The sequence below is a fragment of the Kribbella albertanoniae genome (genome assembly GCF_004348455.1).
Lineage (GTDB): Bacteria > Actinomycetota > Actinomycetes > Propionibacteriales > Kribbellaceae > Kribbella > Kribbella albertanoniae.
This window is the reverse complement of the sequence record NZ_SMKA01000030.1, coordinates 25,745-48,430: the sequence shown is the minus strand read 5'-3', so window position 1 is coordinate 48,430 and position 22,686 is coordinate 25,745. Positions and strand designations below refer to the sequence as shown.

Sequence of the window (22,686 nt, the reverse complement as noted above, 5' to 3'; positions counted from 1 at the left end):
GGGGGTGGGACTGGTCGCCGGAGGCGAGGGCGAGGCGGGTCAGCGGGAGGTCGCCGGCCTGGGCGAGGTGCTGGGCGGCGACGCGGGCGCGGGCGAGCGCCGTACTGGAGCCGCCGGTGGCTTCACTGCCTGGTATGGCGACCGATTGGCCTACGACTGTGATTCCGGGGACCTGTTTGAGCTTCGGGGCCAGCTGGGTTAGCAGCTCTGCACTGCCGGTGGCGAATGTGGTGCCGGAGCTGAACAGGCCGCGGTTGAACACCACGCGTACGGCGCCGGGCTCCTGTCGTACTGTCACGCCGGGCATGGCCACCGACGCGGCGATCGCGTCCAGGCGGGCTGCTGCAGCCTTCTCGGCGGCGATCCGCCGGTTCAGCTCGTCCAGTTGTCCGGTTGGCGTCACGGTGACTGTCTGCGGTGCCACGGAAGGCTGGGGTTCCGCAGCTGCTACTTCGGGCCGGTTCACGGCCGCTGTGGTTCCCACCGTGATCCCGCCGACGGCAAGCATCGCGACGGCGGCCACCGCCACCGGCCGTACGACGGGTCGCTGCCGCGCCCGGCCGGCCAGCACCTTCCGCGCCAGCGCCCGCCCCGCCAGCGCCTGTTGCGCCAGAGCACGCTCGACCGAGGCCCCCACCTCCACCCCCGTCCCGGGGTGAAGGTGGGGAGGCTGGAACCCGGCCCAGGTGTCGTCGGCTTCTTGCCAGCGGCCGAGCTGGGCTAGCACCCGGGCGCGCAGGTCGAGGGCCTCGGGGGAGTCCAGGCCGTCCAGTAAGTGCAGGGCCTCGGTGAGCGAGCCTCGGCGGGCGGTGTGGGCGGCGGTGGCGACGGCCAGCTGTTCCAAATTCATGAGCGGACCAGACCGACGACTGTGCTCTGCTGGGACTGGGGGAGGAGGCGGACGAGTTGCTGGCAGATGACCATCAGGCCGGCCTCGTCGCCGCGGGCTGCCGCCGAACGACCGGCTGCGACCAGGCGTCGGGCCTCGGAGGCCGGCCGCATCGATGAGGTGTCGAGGGCGAGCTGGTTGAAGAGGCGGATCACGAAGCCCGGCTGCCGCCGTTCGAGCCCGATCAGGAACGACACGACCTGCTCGGTCTCGCGTTCGATGGAACGGATGTCCTTGCGGTCGATCGCATCCTGGGCCCGCGTCCGCAGGTCGGCGAGCTCGGCGCGGTCTGCGGCTCGGCCGACCTGTTCCACCAACTCCTCCGCCTCGGCGAGGACATCACGCAGCTCGCGCTCCTTGGCCGGGCGTTGCGCGGCCTCGTCGATGTCGTCCAGCTGCGCCTGCACCTCCCGCAACCGGTCCTCGGCCGTCACGGCTGCTCCGGCATCCGAGGAGGCCGCGCGTACCTGCTCGCGTGCCGTCGCCAGCGTGCCCTCCTCCTGCAGCCGCGCCAGCCGCTGCTCGACCTCCGGACTCGTCGCCGCAGTCCGTCCAGCATCGGCGATCCGCCGCTCAACGTCGGCCAACTCATCAGCGAGTACGTCGGAATCCGGCGTCAGCACGTCGTCGAGATCGATCTCCGCCTCGAACTGCGCCTGGATCAGCGGTACGTCGGCCACCACCGTCACCAGGTTCGATTCGTCCACCTCGAAGGTGACCTCGACCTCGGTACCGGCGGGCAGGTCGATCCGGATGTCGACCGGCCGGATCTGCAGCATCCCGACCTGCCGGTTCCGATCGGCACGAGCCCGTTCCCCTTGCACCACAGGGATCCGGACCATCGCCTCGGGGTCGGAGCGGTTGAACGCATGCGACGTACGGAAGATCTCCCGCACCCGCGTCGGTACGGCGGTCCCCTTCCGGACCAGCGGCGAGAACTTCTGATCCGCCAACGCGATCCCCAGCGAATGCGTCAACCGCGCACCCCCGAACTCCACGTCCCGATGCGTGATCCCGAAGGTCCCTCCGGCCAACGGCAGCGGCGCGCCGTTCCCGTCATACAGCTCGATGGTGAAGCGCGACGTGCGGTGCTCGTCGAGCTCGACCTCGGTGGCAAACGCGCCGACCCGGTTCACGGTGACACGCCCGGTCCGGAACGGCGGCCGACCCTCCGGGTTCGCGATCACCACGCTGTGCCCCGACCAGTCGACCTCGCCGGACGGCCCGCTCAGCCGCCCGGCCACGGTCGGCCGGGTCGTTGTCGACGATGGCTCGTAGGCGAGCTCCACGCCGTACTCACCGACCGCCCGCACTACCGATTCCGACGCCGGCCGCCGCATCGTCCCGGCGAAAATCGCCGCACCACGCGCCACGACGGTGGTCGGATCGATCCGCGTATCCAGCTCGATCTGCAGCCCATGCGTCGGATCGCTCAGCAGCTCGCGCAGTCCGGGCGCCAGCGTCGCCCCGCCGACCAGCAGGAGCCGATCGATCTTCTCGGAACCCAAACCACTATCGGCCAACGCCTCCCGACACAGGTTGACCGCGCGCGCCCAGTACGGCATCGCGACGGCGTCCAGCGCCTCTGCAGTCAGCGTGAACTCGAACGTCTCCTCCGACCCGTCGACCACCAGCTCAAGCAGCAGCTCGGCCCGATCGCGCCCGGACAGCTGGATCTTCGCCTGCTCTGCAGCCTGCTTGAGCCGGCCGAAGTTCCCGCGCCAGATCGCGTTGTCCCGACGGAAGTCCTTCAGCCCGAGATCACGCGCAGCGGCCGGCGCGAGCAGCCGCTCGACGACCGCCCAGTCGATCAGCTTGCCGCCCAGGTACGGATCGCCGGCGTGATTCAGCACGCGCAGATCGCCGTCCCGCTTACTCACCACGGCCGCGTCGAACGTGCCGCCGCCGAAGTCGAACACCATCCAGTACGCGCGTTCGTCCGCATCCTCGAAGCCGTACGCGAACGCGGCCGCGGTCGGCTCCTGCAGCAGCGGCACCGACCCCGTGAACCCGGCCAGTCGCGCGGCCTCCAGCGTCGCCTTGTTCTGGTTCAGCGCAAACGCCGCCGGAACCGTGATCACCACCGAGTCCGGCGCAGCACCGGCGTACCGGGCGGCATCGGCGCGCAGCGTCTTCAGTACCTCGGCCGACAACTGCGGCGCGCTCAGCGTCACCCCGGCCTTCCCGAACGTCCGGCTCGCGTCCGCCAGCCCCATCTCGAGTTTGAACTCGATCGCCACGTTCTCCGGATCCGTCTCGGCCCGGTGCCGCGCGCGGCGGCCGACCCAGACCGTGTCCGCCTTCGGCAGCCAGACCGCGGACGGCGTGATGTCGGACTGGTCGTCGTTGTTCTTCAGGATCCGGACGTCGTCGTCACCGGCCACTGCCAGCGCACTGTTCGTGGTGCCCAGGTCGATCCCGAAATCGATCGTGTCACGCATATCCATCGCCCACCTTCGTGGATTCGTCTGCGGTTGGCCGGGCGACGATGACCTCGCCGCGCTGAATCTGCCGGTCGTGGTAGTAGACCGACGGACGCACGGTCTCGACGATCGTCTCCTCGGTCACGGCCGGATCGTCTTGGTACACAAGGACATCGAGCGCCCGGCCCGCGTTGAACGTCGTACCGTCGTGTTCCTGTACGACGAGTCCGGCCGCGGCCAGCGCCTCCCCGCAGGCGCGCAGGTAGCGGCCGGTCTGCCGGTTCTCGGCCGAGCGTCCGGCCTGAGTCAGCTTCCGCTGCGCCCGCCACAGGCTCGTCGCGGCCTCGGCCAAGGCTCTCGTGTCCTCTGCCGCTTCCGAGGCTGGCACCGAGAGGGCTGGTTCTGAGGGCGTGCGTTCGAGCAGCGTGAGTAGCTCGGCCAGCTCCCGGCACTGCTCCTCGCTGAACGTCGGTTCCGCGATCCGGATCTCGCGATGCTGCCGCCACTGCCGGAACCAGGTCCTCACCAGATCACTCCTCTTTTCCACCGCGCCACGTCCAGCCAGTACTGCAGGCGCAGCTCCGGCGACAGCACGAACGCCTCTTCCATCAACTCCACCGCTCGCTCCAGCGCCCCGGCTCCCGCTGCGTCCGCTGCGCCCGCGGCCAGCTCCTGCGCGCGTTCGGACGGTGACTTCGTCGTACGGCGCCATGCGGTCAACTGCTCCGACAACTCCACCGCGGACGCGGTCCGATCGCGGGGGAGCGGTGCGAGGGTCGCGAGCAGGATGCGGTCCAGCTCGAGGTCGATCCGCGGATCGAACGCGCTTGGCGGGTGCAACCGGCGCGTGTACCGGGTGCTCGACCAGGTGGTCGGATCCGTGCCGTCGTCGTACGGGAGCAGGCCGGTCAGCAGCAGATAGCCGATCACCCCGATCGACCACACATCGGACGCGGCCGAGTAGCCGAAGTCCCGCAGTACTTCGGGTGCCATGAACACGTAGGTGCCTTGCGCGCTGGCCAGCATGGTGACCGGGTTGGCGCTCTTGGCCAGCCCGAAGTCGGAGATCCGGACCCGCAACCGCTCGTTGTCGTAGCCGTACATGACGTTCGCGAGCGTCAGATCGCGATGCAGGATCGGCGGTGTGCGGTCGTGCGCCGCGGCCAGGCCGGAGGCGAGCTGCTCGATCACCTGTACGGCGAGCTCGGTCGGAAGCGCCGGGCGGTACGCATCGGCCAGCTGCTGCAGTGTGCCGCCGGAGACGTATTCCATGGTGAAGTACCCGCGCTGACCCTCGCAGGTCGGCACGACGCCGGCGTCGAAGAGCCGAACGATGTTGGGATGACCGAGTGTCGACAGCAGCCGGGCCTCCTCCAGCAGCTCGTCGGTCCCTTCGAGCGAAGTCACCTCGCGGAACACCTTCATCGCCTGCAGCCCGAGGTGCTCGTGCCGCACCCGGTACACCTCGCCGAACGCGCCCGCCCCGAGCCGCCGGTCCACCACCAACGCTTCCCCGACGCGGTCCCCGGGCGCCAGCAACGCGTTCACGAGAACACCGCCACGAGGATGAAGAAGACGACGGCAATGAACACGACCAGGGCGACAATGCAGCCGGTGCTCATGGGCTCGGGCGGATCGTCCAGTGAGTAGTGCGGCGTGTTCCGCGCGAGGAACTGCGCGGTGACCCGGTTCTCCATGATCTTGGCCTTCATCGCCGGAGTACCTGCGTACCCGTCGGCCTGGTCGAGTAGCTGGGTGATCCGCTCGTCATGGACCGAGCCCTCGTTCGCGATTCCGACTGCGCCGTTGTGATAGACCAGCGCGATGTCGTCCCGCAGTGTCAGGGTCCGTTGGTGCTGCTCAGACGGCAGCATCACCTGTAGCCGCCGGTAGACCGGCAGCACGCTACGGTCCAGCTCACTGATCACCGGGTCGACCTCGTGATGCCCCTGCTGCAGTCTGCGCAGTAGTGCGACGGTGGCGTCCTCAGCCCGCTCGTACTGCGGTCGCATGGCGTCCAGCACCCAGCGCTGCGTCGCCGCACCGCCGATCGGCCAGTCCTCGAGTACCTTCGCCACACGGGCCGGGTAGTCACCAGTGGTCGCCAGGTCGAGCAGGGGACCAGTCAGAGCGGCAGACAGCTCGCTGCGGATCTGGTCGATCGCACTCGCAGCCAGCTGCCAGTCGTCCAGGGACAGCACGCGGTTGCGCAGGTGCTGCCAGAACTGTGGGTCTTCCATCGCCGTCGTCCAGCGCTCACCCGCTCGGCGCCACATGGCCAGGTACTGCTGCTGGCCAGGCGGTGCGAGGAGTAACTCGATCGCACTGGCGTGTGCGTAGACCGCCTCGTCATGCGCTTGGTGCACAGGCACATCGCAGCCGCACTCACCGGTCGGCCGGCCCCACTCGCCGAACACCTCGTCGACCAGCCGCCGCCGCGGATCACCGAGCAACCGGTCGAACGCGATCCGCAGTTCGTCCGGATCAGTCGACCCGCTGGTTTCCAGATCCGCCCCGGCCTCCAGTACGGCGGTCACGTGCTGCTGCCGACGCCGCGTCGTACGGCGGTCCACTCCAGTCGACAGACCAGTGATGTGAAAGGCATTGCGCTGGTAGAGATCGCGGTTGGCGATCTCGCGCAGCGCGGTCACAACGGCATCGGTCACCCGAAAATCGTCGCGGCCGTCGACCGCCGGTGGTGCTGGTTGACCTCAAGAGGACACGGGGCCCGCGGGACAACGGGCCCCGGATCACTCGTTCGTCAGCTGCAGGCGAAGTTCACATTCGGAGTCGTCTCGCTCTGGTCCTGCCAGAGCGCGACGCCCTTCCAGTAGCCACAGTCGGTGCCCGGCCCGAACCACGCGGCCCCACCGGAGTACGCGTTGGCCTCGTCGAACTTGGTGAACGGCCCGCTCGCGCTGTCCGACCGCCACAGCTCGACCCTGACCTCGGTGACGCTGGTCGAACAGCCGTCCAGCCGCACACCGACGTACAGCATGTTGGCACTGGTGTACACACCCTTCGCGATGCCCAGGTCGCAGGCCTGCGTGCCGGCCGTGCTCGCTTGTGCGGGTGCCGACATACCTACAACAGCCGCCGCCAGCGCGGTGGCCGTGACCAGAAGTTTCCTCATCCCCAGTCCCTTCGGTTATCAATTAACAGAAGAGCAGCAGATTAGGTCACTTGGTAACCGAGGTCGAGCCTTTCGACGCTGCTGAGAGAAGCAGTTCGCCGAGCAGCAGATCGTCAGCGCTGCCCAGAACCAGGTCGGCCGCCTTCACGAGCGCGGGCTCGACGTACGGATTCGGGATCGCGACCGCGAACATCCCGGCCGCCTGGGCCGCGGCCACGCCGTGCCGCTCGGCGAGCTGCTGGCAATGGCAACTCGCAGCCCGAGCTCCCGTGCCGACTCCAGCCACGCGCGGATCCCCGGCCGGAAGTCGAGCTCCGCATGCAGCCGCTCCCGATGCGCAGTCCGTCGCGCGTGGCTCGCCGCCCGGTCGAACTCGGCGCCGACGGCAGCCGCCAGTACGTCGTACCGGTCCTCGGTCACGTCGCCGCCGTGCCCCGGCCAGAACCGCTCGAGATCCAGCTCCAGCCCGTGGAACCTCCACTCGTCCTGCCAGCTCTCGACCATGGTCGTCTCGGTGTCCGTCAGCAACCCGTCGAAGTCGAACACCACCGCCCGGATATCAAGGTCACGAGCGTTCAGGCATCGACTCCACACACCTGCAGCATACGGTTGGGGTATGCGACGTGAGATGTCGATTCCGTTCGAGACCCGGGGGCACCGCGGGCTGATCTCCGTGCGCGTGATCCCGAACGACGATCCGTGGGCGTCCGGTCACCCACTGATCGTCCCTGACCTGGACGCGGAGAGCCTCCGCGGCTTCCCCGTCTGTACGGCGGCTCTGCGGTATCACGGGCAGGGGATCGAGGCCATCATGGGCTGGATCCAGGTGGTCACCCACGGCGGGTCCGCCACGGTCGACCTGGTCCCGAACCTGTCGAGGGTCGATCCCTTCTCCAGCTACGGCTACCTGCCGACCTTCTTCGACGCCCCGGTCCACCCCGCGGACCCCGACGGGACCTGGCGCGCCGAGACCTTCCTGGTCGTCGTACCGGATGTCATCCGCTCCCGCATCGTGGAGCCGGTCGCAGCGTTCACCTGGGGGTATGAGCTCTACTCGGGTCGGCCCGAGCTGCTCGACCCGACCTCATTGGCAGCGCAGGACTGGGCCGGCCATCGGTCGCTGCTGGCGGCCGCGCATCCGGCCTGGACGTTCAGGTGACGAAGATGTCGATGCGGTTCGGCCCCCACGACACGATCGAGCCGGCCGGGCGCGGGCGCGCGGTGACGGGCTGCAGCCAGCCGGCGAGGGCGGCCGTGTTCATCCGGAGGATCTCCGCGGCGAGCGGCCAGTTGAGGAAGTTGAGGGTGTCGGTCGCGGAGTGGATGTGACTGTTCGCGCTGTCGCTGCCTTCGATCGCCAGGACCGCGGGGATCCCGGCGGTGATGAACGGGACGTGATCGCTCGCGAACGGGTTCAACGAGGTTTCCACAGCAAGACCGGTGTACGTCGCGGCCGCGGTCGCCAGGTCGTCGACCAGGCCCGAGGACAGTGGAGCTCCTTCCAGAAGAACAGTCGGGGTGGTGCTGTTCTTGCTGGCGATCATGTCGAGATTGAGGACCGCGCGGATCCGTGCCCGCTCGGCCGGTGGCAGCGCGGCGACGTACTGCTTGCTGCCGTAGAGCCCCTCCTCCTCACCGCCGAAGAGAATCAACCGGAGGTCGTGCTGCCAGTTCTTGGTTGCCAGCACGCGGCCGAGCTCGAGTACGCCGGCTGAACCGCTCGCGTTGTCATCTGCACCGGGCGCGGGGGCACTCGCACCACCGGCCAGGTTGATCGAGTCGAGATGCGCCGTGACCAGTACGACGCCGTCCCCGGAACCCGCGCGTTCGCCGATCAGGTTCTGCGACGGTTTCGTGCCGACGGTGATCGGCTGCCGCCGCGTTTGGTAGCCGAGGGCAACCATTCGCTGCTCGGCATACTCCACTGCCGTGACGAACGACGTACTGTGCGAGTGCCGTGTCGGCAAGCTCGCGAACCACGTCACATCAGTCTGGTACGACGCTGGGTCCAGTTCCGCGAGTAGTCCGGCGATCGTCGGGTCCACCCGCGTGGCAACCTGCTCGGGCAACGCCACTACTGTGCCGGCGTGCAGTGCCTCGACCCGCCAGCAATGGTTCGAGCGCTTCCGGGGCTTGTCGGCTGCCGAGATCACCAGATGCCGCCCGCGATCGAGCACCGGCTTCACGTCGGGGAACTCGTCCTGAAAACTCCGCCCCACCTGCGTCACCAGCAACAACCCAGGCGCCATCCGTGCGCCACGGCCGACGTGTTCACCCCAGACCACTGTCTGCTCGCCGAAATGGGCGGCCTTCACCCCAGCCCGTGCCGGTGCCAGGTCAGGGGTGGGGATGACGCGGTACCGGACGGGTGAGGCGGGCATAGCTATTCCTCCCAGCGAATTTCCAGACGGTCAGGGGTTGCCGTGATGATGCGGCCGTTCGTGAGGCGGCCGTCGGGCGTCCAGCGGCCGGCCGGGCGTTCCTCCGGGGCGTCACCGCGGCCGATCGCGTACTCGAGCAGGCTGCCATCAGGGCGGAACTGCACCCCCCGCCGGCCGCGGGCCGGCGGGAAGGCGTAGTCGTCGCGGCGGTAGACGGTGACTCCGTCGTGGTCCTCCTCGAAGGAGTGCGTCCACCGGCCGGGCAGGTGGGTGGTCAGCTGAGCACCACCTCTCCAAGCGCGGGCTCGGTCGGGATCTCAGTCGGGATGGTGACCTTGAAGTCCGAGATCGTGCCGCCGAGTGCTTCGTACCCCGTGAGCGACGGTCCCCAGGCGGATCCGTCCCACCACTTGTGGTAGAGCTGGCTGTCCGTTCCGGTGACGAAGACGTCCAGCCGGTTCGGTCCCCACGAGACCACGCGCGGCTCGTCGGTGCAGACGCCGCCCTGGTACTCCCAGCCGGACCAGGTCGACCCGTCCCACCACTGGTGGTACAGCGCCGAATCGGTTCCCAACACGAAGACATCCAGTCGGTTCGCATCCCACGAGACGACAGTCGGCGCCGATGTGCAGATGCCGCCGAGCGATTCCCAATCGGACCATGCCGTACCGTCGAACCACTTGTGGTACAAGGCGGAATCGGTCCCGATCACGAACAGGTCGAGCCGGTTCGGGCCCCAGGCAACAGCCCGCGGTGGCGAAGCGCAGACGCCGCCGAGGGACTGCCAGCCCGACCACGCCGTGCCGTCCCACCATTGGTGGTACGTCGCGTTGTCGGTGCCGAGCACGAACACGTCCAGCCGATCGGGGCCCCAGGCAACTACTTCGGGTGGGCTCATGCAGATCCCGCCGAGGTACTCGTAGCCGTCGACCGATGGTCCCCAGGCGGTCCCGTCCCACCACTTGTGGTAGAGCGCGCGGTCCGTCCCGAGCACGAACGCATCCAGCCGATTCGGTCCCCAGGTCGCCAGTCGCGGCGGGCTCATGCAGACGCCGCCGAGGTTCTCCCAGCCGGACCAGCCGGCACCGGCATAGGCCTGGTGATAGACCGCGTGATCGGTCCCCAGCACGAAGGCGTCCAGCCGGTTCGGCGCCCACGACGCCACCTCGGGAGCGCTCAGACAGATCCCGCCGAGGCTCTCGTACCCCGTGACCGATGGTCCCCAGGCCGATCCGTCCCACCATTTGTGGTACGTCGCCAGGTCCGTCCCGAGCACGAACGTGTCGAGCCGGTCCGAGCCCCACGACACCACCGAGCCGGCCGGTTCCGGCGTACCGGAGCTGATGCTTGGCGCGGGTAACCCCGTCCGGACTGTGTCCAGGCAGGCCTCCATCCGCGCGGCCTGGTCGTGGGTGAACATCACCATGCCGCGGTCGTCGGTGTAGTCCATGTAGTTGACGAACAGGTCGCCGTTCGGCCCGTTGCTGCAGGACAGCTTCGGGAACGTCGGTACGCCGAAGTTCGGGCCACCGGCGTTCGGGGTGTCGGCGCACTCGTCGGTGCCGCTGCAGCCGGTGCCGTCGTCTCCCCAGATGTGGAACAGGTTGAGGTAGTGGCCGACCTCGTGGGTCGTCGTCCGGCCGAGATCGAACGGCGCGGCCGCCGTACCGTTGGTGCCGAACCCGGAGTGCAGGATGACCACACCGTCGGTCTCCGCCGGCCCACCCGGGAACTGTGCGTACCCGAGCAGCCCGCCGCCGAGCTGGCCGACCCAGATGTTCAGGTAGCGGTCGGTCGGCCAGGGATCGATACCGCCGGTCGCCGACGACTTGATCCGGTCGTCCGAGCTGAACGACGCGGCTGTCGTCTGCGTCCGGGTGACGCCGGTCGTCGGGTTGCCGGCCGGGTCCTCGGTCGCCAGGAAGAACTCGATCCGCGAATCCGCGACCAGGCTCGTGAATGGTGCCGGCACGAATCCGATGTCGCCGTTGGTCGCGCGGAAGTCGTGGTTCAGGACCTCGATCTGACTGTCGATCTGGGCCTGCGAGACGTTCTGCGCGGCCGTCTTCCACACCACATGCACCACACACGGGATCCGCACGACACCGCTGAACCGTTGCTGGCGGGCCACGTACTGCGTTGTCGCGTTCTCCAGTGCCGACCGGGCGGCGGCGTACTCGGGTGAGGTCGACAGCAGCCGGCGGTGCACGTCCATCACACCGCACTGCCGCCGCGCCGGATACTCCGTGCTGCTCGACGCACCACCGCCACTCATCTTCGGGTTGCCACCCGCCGCGCTACTCATGGCGCCACCACCCGGCGCCGCGTTCATCCCCGCAGCGCCCCCGGTCGCGCTGCTCATCCCCGTGACCGGCGTGCCGTTCGCCGATGCTCTCCCATTGGCCTTGCGCGGCATGTCTTTCCCCCTAACGCAGGGGCACGTGAAGCAGGCCGGCACACGCCGGACCGTCGAGCCATCACCCCCAGCACACCCCACGGCCGAGGACGGATCGTCCCGCCCTCTCCCGCCGAACAGTCGGCCCCCAAGTCACTGCTCTGCCTTCACCATCCTCCGATCACGCCGAGCGCACAACCCCTTACGAGACTAGGAATTCCCAGTTCGTCCGCTGCGCCACCGGACGGAAGCCGAGCTTGTTGTTGACAGCGATCATCGGGGTGTTCTCCGGTGCGTTCCAGGTGTGCAGTACGGCGGCTCGAGCGACACCTTCTTGCAGTGCGCGAAGGTTCGGCGCCTTCACGGCGAGCCCAAGTCCGTTACCACGATGGGATCGCCGGACATACGTGTCGTACTGGCTCAGCCGGTCCGGCGTCTCCGGCGTACCGCCCATTTGCGTGTACGCCGCCAGTTCGCCGCTCGCGGTGTGCACTGCGGCCGTGGCATACGTGAACCGTCCTTGAGCAATCCGCCGAGCTTCCGCATCGCGAATCAGCTCCGGAGTCCAGTGCACGGTCTCGGTCGTCCGGTCACCAGCCGGCACATCTGCACTCATCCCGGTCTGCAGATCGGCGAACTGCTCGATCCATTCGTCCGGCGTGTGCTCCCGCCACTGCACAATCTCGTACCCAGCAACGGGTTTCTCCGCAATGACGATCGGAAGTTCGAGCACTTGATGCAGCTCGGCATGCTTGCGCACGAACCCGCGGGCGCGGGCGAACGCCGTACCGGCGCTCTCACCCGTCACCGGATCCCCGGTGAGATCCGACCCGCTCAGTACCTTCCGGCCGGCTTGTTGTGCCCGCTCGATCGCAACCTCCAGCAACCGCGAACCCACCCCGCGCCGCCGGTGCTCGGCCGCGACCGCGATCTCCACGTCGACCGCGTCGATGTTGCCCACCAGCCACCAGTCGAACCACGCGACCCCGACCCACGTCCCGTCGACCACGACGCCAACCCCGTCGGCCCGCACCTCGGCATGCTCCCGAGCCATGAACACCCGGGCCTCCTCGAGCCCCATCCCCACCGGAAACTCCAGCTCCCGCCGAACCCCGTACTTCACCTCGTAGAACTTGTCGAACGCCTCGACGTCTCGCCCGTCCACCGCCACGATCTCCATCAGTTGTCCGCCTTGAAGTCTTCGAGGAGGTCGGTGATGAAGGGATGGGTGGTGTCGACCGGGCCGGGGATGCGGGTTCGGTAGTAGGGGATGGCGATCATCGACAGGGAGAGCGCCCAGCCGCGGGCGCGGGTCCAGGTGATCGGGTCGACCTCCAGGGCTTCGCGGAACGCTCGCCGGGAATCGCCTTCGAAGATCCACCAGGCGGTCAGTACGTCGGCGGCCGGGTCGGCGGCCCAGGCCGTGGCGAAGTCGATCACGGCCGAGAGCTTGCCGTTGGCAACGAGAATGTTGCCGGACATCAGGTCACCGTGGACCCAGCGAGGTGGACCGGTGTAGGTGTCGGCGGCCAGCGACGCCTCCCAGGCGGCGAGGACCAGCGGGACGTCGAACTCGTCACGCAGTTGGTCGAGGGCCTCGCGGAACATCGCGTCCCGCGGGGCGAGCGGCGTACCGCGGCTGAAGGGGTTGTCCGGCGGGACAGGGGCGCCGGTGATGTCGACGGTCTGCAGGCAGCGGATGAACTCGGCGAGGTCGCGGGCGGTCGCGTTCGGGTCGGCGAGCTGGTCGAGTTCGAAGGGTTCGCCGTCGAGCCAGCGGTAGACGCCCCAGGTGAAGGGGTAGCCCGCGCCTGGTTCGCCGAGGGCGAGCGGTTCGGGTACGGCGAGGGGAAGGTGCGGGGCGAGCTTGGGCAGCCAGGCGAGGTCCTTCTCGACCTGACCCTGCGAACCGACAGTCCGGGGGAGCCGCACGGCCAGCTCCTCACCGACCCGGAACGTCACGTTGTCGGTCCCCGAGGCGGTCACCACCTCGATCGGCGCACCGGCCCACTGCGGGAACTGCTCCGCCAGCAGACGCGCCACGAGCTGCGCGTCGATCTCTACTTCGTCATCGTGCAGCTTCGCGACCGTCGACATAGCCAGGGAGCCTCACAGGCAACCTGACACCCGTCAATCGACTTTAGTGGTGCGGCCGGAGGGCTCGGTTGGCGGCTGGTTCGGCGATTTGGGCGCGGAAGGGGTGGGCGGGGTAGACGCCCAGGAGGCGGACCTCGACGGAGAAGAAGGCCAGTTCTTCCATCGCGAGGGCGACGTTCGGGTCTTCGGGGTGGCCTTCGATGTCGGCGTAGAACTGGGTTGCGAAGAACATGCCGCCCAGCTGGTAGGACTCCAGCTTGGTCATGTTCACGCTGTTGGTCGCGAACCCGCCGAGTGCCTTGTAGAGGGCAGCCGACACGTTCCGGACGCGGTAGACGAAGCTCGTGACGATGGGACCGGAACCGACCGGCGGTACGACGGGTTCGCGGGCCAGCACGAGGAATCGGGTCGTGTTGTGGTGCTCGTCCTCGACGTCCTCGGCCAGGGTCTCCAGCCCGTAGAGCGACGCCGCGGCCCGTGGTGACAACGCGGCCACCGCCGGATCAGCAAGCTCGGCCACCTCACGAGCCGCACCGGCCGTGTCATCGGCAACCACAGTCGACCACCCGTGCTCGCGGATGATCTTGCGGCACTGCCCGAGCGCGTGCACATGGCTGCGGACCGTCTGGATCTGGTCGATCGACGTACCCGGCACGGCCATCAGCTGGAAGTGGATCGGCAGGAAGTACTCGCCGATGATGTGCAGCCCGGACTCCGGCAGCAGGTGGTGGATGTCGGCGACCCGGCCGGCGATCGAGTTGTCGATCGGGATCATCGCCAGCCCGGCGCGGCCGCTGCTCACCGCCTCGAGAGCGTCCTCGAACGTCGTACAGGGCAGCTGCTCGCGGTCCGGAAACATCTCGGTGCACGCCATCGCCGAGTTGGCTCCGGGCTCACCCTGGTACGCGATCGGTCCGTCCACAGCACCCAGACTAGACCCGCGTCATCTCACCCCGCGGATCAGGTGTCCGACTTGCGGACCTTCTTCGGGGCTCCGGTGGTCGCCCGGCCCTCGAGTGCCTTGGCCTTGGTGGCGTACATGTCGAGGTACTCCTGCCCCGACAGCTCCATGATCTTGTACATGATCTCGTCGGTGACCGCGCGCAGGATGAGCCGGTCGCTCTCCATCCCCTCGTACCGGGAGAAGTCCAGCGGCTCGCCGAACTTGACCGTCGGGGAGGCGAACGACGCCACCACCTTGCCGGGCGGCGCGACCACGTCGGTGCCGATCACCCCGCACGGGATCACCGGAACCTTCGCCTCGAGCGCCAGCCGGGCGACACCGGTCCGCCCCTTGTACAGGCGGCCGTCGTGTGAGCGGGTGCCTTCGGGGTAGATGCCGAACAGGTCGCCGCGCTCGAGCACCTTCATCCCGGCCCGCATCGCGCCCTCGGACGCCGAACCGCCGGAGCGGTCGATCGGGACCTGGCCGGTGCCCTTGAAGAACCCGCGCTGGAACCGGCCCTTGATCCCGGCCCCGGTGAAGTAGTCCGATTTTGCGACGAACGTCACGCGCCGGCGCAGGGCCAGCGGCATGAAGATCCAGTCGGCGTACGAGAGGTGGTTGCTGGCGATGATCGCCGCACCCTTGGCCGGGACGTTCTCGGCGCCGACCACGATCGGCCGGAAGAGCCGCTTGACCGGCGGGCCGACCAGGACGTTCCGGAGCACCCAGTAGATGCCCTTGCCGTCACCGTCCGCCGCCGCGTCCACCACCGGATCCACCCTGCGGTCTGGCCGTGGCGACTGCGCCGGTTCCGTCATCGATGTCCTCTCCTCACTGTTCCCCGAACCCACATGATGCCGCACGCGGGCCCGGTTGGGGGCAAAGTCGCCACGCGGAAGGTCCTGACAGGCTCGGCCCGGCGTTCGTAAGCTGCTGACGGCAGTGTCGCCGTGGTAGGGGAGTGCTCGTGAGGACCAGACGTTTGACGGCGGTAGTCGGCCTTCTTGCCGCCGCGCTGCTAGGGACCGGTACGGCGGCGCAGGCCGACGAGGTGGCTCCGGAAGCGAAGGTGGTCCCGCTCCAGGTGACCGGCCCGGCCGCCTCCCGGTTCAACCTGATCGTGATGGGTGACGGCTACACCGCCACCGATCTGCCGAAATTCCGCGAGCAGCTCGACAAACACCTGAACGTCCTCTGGAGCATCGAGCCGTTCAAGTCGTACCGGAACTACATCAACGTGTACGCCGTCGAGATCGCCTCACCCCAAAGTGGCGTCGACTGTGACCCGAACCTCACCTCGCCCAAGGTCGACACCCCGCTCAACATGGGCTTCTGGGGCGGCTGCAACCCGAACAGCGTCCAGCGCCTGCTGACCGTCAGTTCCACGGCCGCGATCTCGTACGCCGACCTCGTCCCGGGCACCGCCGCGGCCAACCGGCAGATCCTTGCTATCGGCAACAGCGACACGTACGGCGGGGCCGGCGGCACCTACGCCACGGCCTCCGGCGGGAACGCCCTGTCCGCCCTGATCACCCCGCACGAGCTCGGTCATTCGCTCGGCGGCCTCCAGGACGAGTACGACTATTACGCTCGCGGCGACCGCGGAGCGCCGTACCAGGGTTCGGAGCCGTCGTCGATCCACCATTCGCTGCTGACCGAGCAGCAGATGCGGGACCAGCAGCAGAAATGGTTCCGCTGGCTGGGGGAGCCGTCCGAGTCCGGCGGCACGATCGGGCGTCACGAGGGCGGCATGTACGCCGGCTCCGGCGTCTGGCGGCCGAGCCGGCACTCGATGATGAAGACCCTCGGCTACTACTTCGACCAGATCTCGCGGGAGCGGATGACGCAGCGGATCTCGTCCCGCGCCAACCTGTTCCAGGCGAGTACGCCGACCGGTCAGGTGGCCCCGGACCAGGTCGTCTGGCTGCAGACCCTGCACCCGAGCAGCCACGAACTCGACGTCACCTGGACCCTCGACGGCCGGACCCTCCCGACCGGCAACCAGCGCGCGATCGACCTCGCCACGCTCGACCTCGCGCCCGGTCTGCACACGCTCACCGCCAAGATCGTCGACCCCACCGGCTTCATCCGCGATCCCGCCGTACGGCCGACCGCGTCCCGGACCTGGACGGTCAACACCACCCTGACGGCCCAGCCCAGCGCCACCCCGGTCGCTTTCACCGGATCCACCGCCACCGACCACCCGGTCAACGCGGCGGAGGTCGTGTATGCCGAGACCACGCAATCGGACACCGACCAGCCCGCGATCGCCTGGAAACTGGACGGTCAGCCGGTCGAGAACCCCGGCAACGACCGCGACTTCGACCTCGGCGCGCTCAAGCTGACCGGCCGCCATACCCTCACCGCGACCGCCGGTAGCGAGACCCTGACCTGGGAGGTCGACGGCGTCGAACCGAAGGTCACCTCGACGATGTCCAAGCCGCTCGTCATGGTTCAGAAGCCGACCGGACCGGAGTACATCTACAACGACGCCTTCACGATGAAGCTGGCTGCGACCGACGACAGCACCGGGTACGTCGTACCGGAGTTCCGCGTCGACAAGGACGGCTGGTTCAACTACTTCGGCTGGCCGACGGATGCCTCCGCACCGTTCAAGTTCACCGCGGAGGGGACCGCGATCGACCAGCTCGTCTACGGCAAACTCGGCGTACCGCGGGTGGTCCCGTGGGACGACGTTCCGCCGGGCTACGGCCGGCACCAGGTCGAGTACCGGGCCATCGATGCCTCCGGCAACATCGGTACGGCGGAGCGGTTCGCGGTCACGTTGTTGCGCCCGGCCCCGACCTGCACGACGACGATCACCGGGACCCACAACGGCCCGCTGGCCTTGCGATCCGGCGTTACCTGCTTGACCGGAGCAACGGTCAACGGCCCGATCCAGATCGCTGCCGGCGCCTCGCTGGTCGCCACGGATGCCCGGATCTCCGGCCCGGTCAACGCGTCCAAGGCGGCCGACGTACACCTGCTCCGTACGTCGATCCGCGGACCGGTCTCGCTGTCCGGAACCACCCGCAGCGCGGCCCTCATCGGCAGCACGATCAGCGGCCCCGTCTGGGTCGGTACGGCGACCACCAGCGATCCGGTCGCGCTGGCCGGCAACACGATCAGCGGGCCGCTGTCCTGCTCCGGCAACACCGCCGCCCCGACCAACCTGGAAGCCCCGAACCAGGTGGCCGGACCCCGATCGGGGCAGTGCGCCAAGCTCTGAGCTGCCCAGACATCAACGTGAGTTTTCGCGACATGTCGGTGACAGGTCCGCTGCCCTAACTTTCTCAGTACGGCGGGACGACGCCCGCCGTACTGGGAGGAGCGACATGAACGGACTGCGGGTGGCGGCGCTGATGGCGGCCACGATCACGACCGGGCTGATGGCCGGGGTCTACTGGGCGTACGGGATGGCCTTCATGCCCGGGCTCGCGAAGGTCGACGACAAAACCTTCGTCGGGGCCTTCCAGGCGGCCGACCGGGCGATCATGAACCCGGCGTTCCTCGGGCTCGGCTTCCTCGGCAGCCTGCTGCTCACGGCGCTGGCCGGGGTGCTCAGCCTCAAGGAGAAGGCGCTGCCGTGGATTGCGGCGGCCTTCGTCCTCTACCTGATCACGATGATCCTGACGATCGCGGTCAACGTCCCCCTGAACGATGCGCTCAAGGCGGCCGGCGATCCGAACACGATCGACGTCACCGCCGCCCGCGCCGCCTTCGACGAGGCCCGCTGGCGCACCTTCAACAACATCCGCACCGTCCTCGACCTGACCGCCTTCGCCCTCCTCGCCTGGGCCCTCTACCTCACCGGCAAATCCGCCACCCAACCCGGGTAAGCGCTTCCCGAGGTGGTGGGATCGCCCGACGGACAGGACGTATATGCCGATCCGGCGCCGAAACCGGCCGCGCCGAGCGCGGCGCCGGCGCCCAGTGGGGCTATACGTCCTGTCCTTCGGAGGATGGCTGACACAATGTGGGGGTGGCACCTGTTCAAGCTCCGCCGTCGCAGCAGCTCCCCGCGGTCCAGAAACTGCGGATCCGGTTCGCCAAGCGTGGGCGGCTGCGATTCACCTCACACCGCGACTTCCAGCGGGCGTTCGAGCGTGCCGTCCGGCGCGCCGAGCTCCCGGTGGCCTTCTCGCACGGTTTCAGTCCGCACCCGAAGATCTCGTACGCCGGGGCCGCGCCCACCGGGGCTGCCTCCGAGGCGGAGTACTTGGAGATCTCGCTCACACATGAGCGGGACGCCGAGCAGGTCCGGGCCGCGCTGGACGAGGCGCTGCCGCCCGGGCTGGATGTGCTCGAGGTGGTCGTCGCCGGGCCGGGTGCGCTGGCCGAGCGGCTGGAGGTCAGTGAGTGGCGGATCGCGTTACCGGGGGTGGATCCCGAGCCGGCCGCCGCGGCGGTCGAGGCGTTCCTGGCCCGGACCGAAATCACGGTCGAGCGCATGACCAAACGGGGCATTCGCTCGTTCGACTGTCGGGACGCCGTTCTCCGACTCACCGTCGGCAGTGAACCGGGGTCGGTTGAGACATGTGCGATACTGCAAGTGGTGTTACGGCACGGAACCCCGGCCGTGAGACCCGACGACGTTCTCGCCGGCTTGCTCGAAGTAGCGACGCTCCCGGTGACGGGCCCGGCTCTTCTGACCAGGCTCGCCCAGGGCCCGCTGATCGCGGCAACCGGCACAGTGGACGACCCGCTCGCTCGTGACCGCGACGCCAACCAGGCGACCGCGACCGGCCAGGCAGGTCCCCACCAGACGCATACAGCGGAGGGCGACGCCGCCGCTCCCTCTGTGCCCTGAAGTGCGGGCGGAGCGGATCCAGCAGGCTTCCGTCGCCCGGGCTCAACGGCCAGGAGCGGCGAACCGTGACCGCCAGGTGGCAGCGCCGGACCCGTGACAGGGGTCGCAGGCAGCGCCGCCGGGCTTGAGGAGACCGCACCACATGCTCGACAACGAGCCGACCACCGAGGCAGCCAAGGCTGTCTCCGCCGCTTCCAGCGCGAAGAAGACAGTCACCGCCAAGACGACGGTGAAGAAGACCGCGGCGAAGAAGGCCACCACGACCGCCCGCAAGCGGGTCGCCAAGTCCGCCGACGTCCCGACCCAGTCGGACGACGTGGCCGCCGACCCGGCGCCGCGGACGGCGAAGAAGGCCGTGGCCAAGAAGGCCGCCGCGAAGAAGGCACCGGCCAAGAAGGCCGCCGCCGAGACCCCGGTCAAGCGCGCCGCCACCAAGCGCGCCGCCAAGACGACCGCCGAGCCGGTCGTCGAGGAGACCCCGGCCCCGGCCAAGAAGACGACCGCGCGCAAGCGCACCACCACCAAGAAGGCCGCCGCCACCCTGGTCGCGACCGACACCCCCGTCACCGACGGCCCGGTAGCCGACGCCGAGCAGACCGGTACGCCGGACTCCGCGCCTGCCCGCCGTACGCGCTCCCGCCGTGGCGCGGCCGCTGACACCGCGAGCGAAGCCACCGACGCGACCGCGTCCACTGGCGCCGTCGCCACCCGTCCGACCACGTTCACCGGCAGCTCCCACGTCGTGGGCAGCCCCGCCGCCCCGGCCAGCGCTACTGGAGCCGACTCCAGCGCTGCCGCCGACACCGCAGCGGGAGCCGGCTCCGGCCGCACCGCCGGCAAGCGCACTTCGCGGCGCCGCGGCGGCCAGTCCGCCGCCGACGCGCCCGCCGCATCCGAGGCCACCCCGCTCTTCCCGACGGCAGACGAGACGACGGCCGCTGCCGACGTACCGGCTGCTGACGAGACCACCACCCGACGCACGCGTCGGCGGGCTCCGGCCGCAGCTGCCGTGCTGTTCCAGGCGCCCACCGTGCCGAGCACCGCTCCGGCGGGGCAGGCACAGACCGAGACTCCGGCGCAGGCCGCGGCGACCAGCCCGGTCGAGGCGACCGACCCGGCCCCGACGAGCCGTTCGCGGAGCCGTCGCGGCGCCAAGAACACCCAGACCGACCAGGCCGCAGAGGTTGCGGTCGAGGCTGAGCCGATCGCAGAGTCCGGCGACGACGAGCAGCCGACGACCTCGCGTCGCCGCCGGAGCCGTCGCGGCCAGGCGCGCGAAGAGGTCGTCGAGCCCGTCGAGGAGCTTGAGGACGAGGAAGAGACCGACGAGGCCGACGAGGACACCGACGAGCAGACCGACGACGTACAGGCTGAGGACGGCGACGAGGACGAGTCCGCCGAGGGCACCCGTCGCCGCCGTCGCCGTCGTGGCGGCCGTCGCCGCCGCAAGACCGGTGACGCCGAGGACAGCGCCGACGAGCAGGACGAGAACGGCGAGGATTCCGACGACGCCGAAGCCTCGGCCGACGACGAGCAGGACTCTGCCGACGACGGTGAGGACGGTGGCAGCTCGTCGCGTCGCCGCCGGCGTCGCCGTCGCCGCAAGGGCGAAGAGGGCACCAGCGCCGCCGACGACCCCGACGAGATCGTCGTCCGGGTGCGTGAGCCGCGCAGCAAGAACACGTCCAACGAGGTCACCGCGATCGAGGGCTCGACCCGGCTGGAGGCGAAGAAGCAGCGTCGCCGCGAGGGTCGCGCCGCCGGTCGCCGCCGGGCGCCGATCGTGTCCGAGGCCGAGTTCCTGGCCCGGCGTGAGTCGGTCGAGCGGACGATGGTGATCCGGTCCCGTGAGGACCTGACCCAGATCGCGGTCTCCGAGGACAACGTCCTGGTCGAGCACTACGTCGCCCAGGCCGAGCACACCTCGCTGATCGGCAACGTCTACCTCGGTCGCGTGCAGAACGTGCTGCCCAGCATGGAGGCGGCCTTCATCGACATCGGCAAGGGCCGCAACGCGGTCCTGTACGCCGGTGAGGTCGACTGGGCCACGCTCGGCGGGGCCAACGGCCCGCGCAAGATCGAGCAGGTGCTGAAGTCCGGTCAGGCGGTCCTGGTCCAGGTGACCAAGGACCCGATCGGTCACAAGGGCGCCCGGCTCACCAACCAGATCAGCCTCCCGGGCCGGTACGTCGTCTACGTCCCGCGCGGCGGGAACGGCGGCATCAGCCGCAAGCTCCCCGACACCGAGCGGAACCGGCTCAAGACGATCCTGAAGGACATCGTCCCCGACGAGGCCGGCGTGATCGTCCGGACCGCGGCCGAGGGTGCGTCCGAGGAGGAGCTGACCGCGGATGTCAGCCGCCTGCAGGAGGTCTGGGCCGAGATCGACAAGAAGTCGAAGAACGGCCAGGCCCCGCAGATGCTGTCGGCCGAGCCCGACCTGCTGATCCGCGTCGTCCGCGACCTGTTCACCGAGGACTTCACCAAGCTGGTCATCTCCGGCAGCGATGCAGTCGACGAGGTGCGCGAGTACGTCGCCGGCGTGGCACCGCACCTGGCCGACCGGGTCGAGAAGTGGACCGGGGACAGCGATGTCTTCGCCAACTTCCGGATCGACGAGCAGATCAAGAAGGCGCTGGACCGCAAGGTCTGGCTGCCGTCGGGTGGTTCGCTGATCATCGACCGCACCGAGGCGATGACGGTCGTCGACGTCAACACCGGCAAGTTCACCGGGTCCGGCGGAAACCTCGAGGAGACCGTCACCAAGAACAACCTGGAAGCGGCGGAGGAGATCGTCCGCCAGCTCCGGGTGCGCGACATCGGCGGCATCATCGTGATCGACTTCATCGACATGGTCCTGGAGTCGAACCGGGATCTCGTCCTGCGTCGCCTGGTCGAGTGCCTGGGCCGCGACCGGACCAAGCACCAGGTAGCGGAGGTCACCTCGCTCGGCCTGGTCCAGATGACCCGGAAGCGGATCGGTACCGGTCTGCTCGAGGCCTTCAGTGAGAACTGCGACCACTGCGGTGGCCGCGGCCTGATCCTGCACGACGAGCCGAAGGAGTCCCGTCGCCGGGACGGTGGCCGGGGCAACGCGGGTGGCAACACTGGCGGCGGCAACGGCGCTAACGGCAACGGTGGCAACAACGGCCCGGAGCAGAGCAAGCCGGCTGCCCAGGCCGAGGAGACCGGCCGGAAGAGCTCACGTCGTCGCCGCGGCAAGGGCCGCTCCGACGAGGAGGGCGCCGAGGCGGAGACCGCTCAGCAGCACGCGGACGCCGCCCAGCGACTGGCCCAGATCGCCGCAGCTTCCGCGAAGAAGGACGCCGAGGAGTCGGCCGCCAACGACGCACCGGAGCCGACCGGCTACCCCGTTTCCGCCCAGGCGGACGAGTCCGTGAGCCCGGAAGCCACCGGGTTCCCGACGGCCGACGTACCGGCGGACGAGCCGGAATCGGCGCAGAACGGCACCAAGAGCACGCGACGTCGGCGCAGCAGCCGGGGCCGCGGTAAGGCGGCCGCTGAGGCCGAATCGAGCAGTAACGGGTCCACCGCAGCCAGCGATGCCCCGGAGCTCGTGAGCACCAGCAGCTGACAATGTGAGCGGCGTCC

At 69.1% G+C, this 22,686-nt stretch carries 19 protein-coding genes; 5 read left to right on the top strand and 14 right to left on the bottom strand.

The annotated features are described in order from the left end of the window. The 7 genes from E1261_RS10320 to E1261_RS10290 all read right to left on the bottom strand — a co-directional run. Positions 1-850: hypothetical protein (locus E1261_RS10320; RefSeq protein ID WP_202874579.1), on the bottom strand; the 850-nt coding region annotated here is incomplete at its 3' end. After that, a complete protein-coding gene (locus E1261_RS10315) occupies positions 847-3,330 on the bottom strand; it encodes an Hsp70 family protein (RefSeq protein WP_132405205.1) in 2,484 nt (827 codons plus the stop codon). The genes E1261_RS10320 and E1261_RS10315, both read right to left, overlap by 4 nt. After that, a complete protein-coding gene (locus E1261_RS10310) occupies positions 3,323-3,838 on the bottom strand; it encodes a hypothetical protein (RefSeq protein WP_132405203.1) in 516 nt (171 codons plus the stop codon). The genes E1261_RS10315 and E1261_RS10310 overlap by 8 nt, the downstream gene beginning before the upstream one ends. After that, positions 3,835-4,860: a serine/threonine-protein kinase gene (locus tag E1261_RS10305; protein WP_202874577.1), complete on the bottom strand. Its 1,026-nt coding sequence runs from the start codon at positions 4,858-4,860 to the stop codon at positions 3,835-3,837. The genes E1261_RS10310 and E1261_RS10305 overlap by 4 nt, the downstream gene beginning before the upstream one ends. Beyond that, complete coding sequence (locus E1261_RS10300; protein WP_132405201.1) at positions 4,857-5,978, bottom strand: hypothetical protein; 1,122 nt, start codon at positions 5,976-5,978, stop codon at positions 4,857-4,859. The genes E1261_RS10305 and E1261_RS10300 overlap by 4 nt, the downstream gene beginning before the upstream one ends. Positions 5,979-6,073: 95 nt before the next feature. Further along, the gene (locus E1261_RS10295; RefSeq protein WP_132405199.1) at positions 6,074-6,445 is read right to left on the bottom strand and encodes a hypothetical protein; all 372 of its coding nucleotides are present in this window, start codon (positions 6,443-6,445) and stop codon (positions 6,074-6,076) included. A gap of 144 nt (positions 6,446-6,589) precedes the next feature. Beyond that, positions 6,590-7,039: an HAD family hydrolase gene (locus E1261_RS10290; protein WP_238176111.1), complete on the bottom strand. Its 450-nt coding sequence runs from the start codon at positions 7,037-7,039 to the stop codon at positions 6,590-6,592. 22 nt (positions 7,040-7,061) lie between these two features. Between E1261_RS10290 and E1261_RS10285 the strand changes: the two genes are divergently transcribed. Further along, complete coding sequence (locus tag E1261_RS10285; protein ID WP_132405197.1) at positions 7,062-7,604, top strand: hypothetical protein; 543 nt, start codon at positions 7,062-7,064, stop codon at positions 7,602-7,604. Here E1261_RS10285 and E1261_RS10280 read toward each other — a convergent pair. The 7 genes from E1261_RS10280 to E1261_RS10255 all read right to left on the bottom strand — a co-directional run bounded on the left by E1261_RS10280 (position 7,597) and on the right by E1261_RS10255 (position 15,082). Next, positions 7,597-8,826, bottom strand: a complete 1,230-nt coding sequence (locus E1261_RS10280; RefSeq protein ID WP_202874575.1) for a M28 family metallopeptidase — start codon at positions 8,824-8,826, stop codon at positions 7,597-7,599. The two genes, E1261_RS10285 and E1261_RS10280, sit on opposite strands and share 8 nt — an antisense overlap. Positions 8,827-8,828: 2 nt before the next feature. Further along, positions 8,829-8,990 carry a hypothetical protein gene (locus E1261_RS45210; RefSeq protein ID WP_165952442.1) on the bottom strand — a complete coding sequence of 54 codons (162 nt, stop codon included), beginning with the start codon at positions 8,988-8,990 and terminating at the stop codon, positions 8,829-8,831. Positions 8,991-9,100: 110 nt separating this feature from the next. Continuing rightward, the gene (locus tag E1261_RS10275; protein WP_238176110.1) at positions 9,101-11,242 is read right to left on the bottom strand and encodes a DUF8189 domain-containing protein; all 2,142 of its coding nucleotides are present in this window, start codon (positions 11,240-11,242) and stop codon (positions 9,101-9,103) included. A 181-nt stretch (positions 11,243-11,423) separates the two neighbouring features. Further along, positions 11,424-12,401: a GNAT family N-acetyltransferase gene (locus E1261_RS10270; protein WP_165952441.1), complete on the bottom strand. Its 978-nt coding sequence runs from the start codon at positions 12,399-12,401 to the stop codon at positions 11,424-11,426. Then, on the bottom strand, positions 12,401-13,318 hold the full coding sequence (locus E1261_RS10265; RefSeq protein ID WP_132405195.1) for an aminoglycoside phosphotransferase family protein: 918 nt from the start codon (positions 13,316-13,318) through the stop codon (positions 12,401-12,403). The genes E1261_RS10270 and E1261_RS10265 overlap by 1 nt, the downstream gene beginning before the upstream one ends. A gap of 43 nt (positions 13,319-13,361) precedes the next feature. Then, complete coding sequence (locus E1261_RS10260) at positions 13,362-14,240, bottom strand: prephenate dehydratase (protein ID WP_132405193.1); 879 nt, start codon at positions 14,238-14,240, stop codon at positions 13,362-13,364. A gap of 38 nt (positions 14,241-14,278) precedes the next feature. Next, on the bottom strand, positions 14,279-15,082 hold the full coding sequence (locus E1261_RS10255) for a lysophospholipid acyltransferase family protein (RefSeq protein ID WP_132405191.1): 804 nt from the start codon (positions 15,080-15,082) through the stop codon (positions 14,279-14,281). Between the two features lie 149 nt (positions 15,083-15,231). On the opposite strand from E1261_RS10255, the gene E1261_RS10250 reads away from it, so the two are divergent. From E1261_RS10250 to E1261_RS10235, 4 genes are all read left to right on the top strand, one after another. Further along, on the top strand, positions 15,232-17,493 hold the full coding sequence (locus tag E1261_RS10250) for a M64 family metallopeptidase (protein WP_202874573.1): 2,262 nt from the start codon (positions 15,232-15,234) through the stop codon (positions 17,491-17,493). 106 nt (positions 17,494-17,599) lie between these two features. Then, entirely contained in the window at positions 17,600-18,103 is a 504-nt protein-coding gene (locus E1261_RS10245) for an anthrone oxygenase family protein (RefSeq protein ID WP_132405189.1), read from the top strand. Between the two features lie 143 nt (positions 18,104-18,246). Then, entirely contained in the window at positions 18,247-19,074 is an 828-nt protein-coding gene (locus E1261_RS10240; RefSeq protein ID WP_132405187.1) for a TIGR03936 family radical SAM-associated protein, read from the top strand. A gap of 142 nt (positions 19,075-19,216) precedes the next feature. Further along, on the top strand, positions 19,217-22,669 hold the full coding sequence (locus tag E1261_RS10235; RefSeq protein WP_132405185.1) for an Rne/Rng family ribonuclease: 3,453 nt from the start codon (positions 19,217-19,219) through the stop codon (positions 22,667-22,669). Positions 22,670-22,686: the final 17 nt, after the last annotated feature.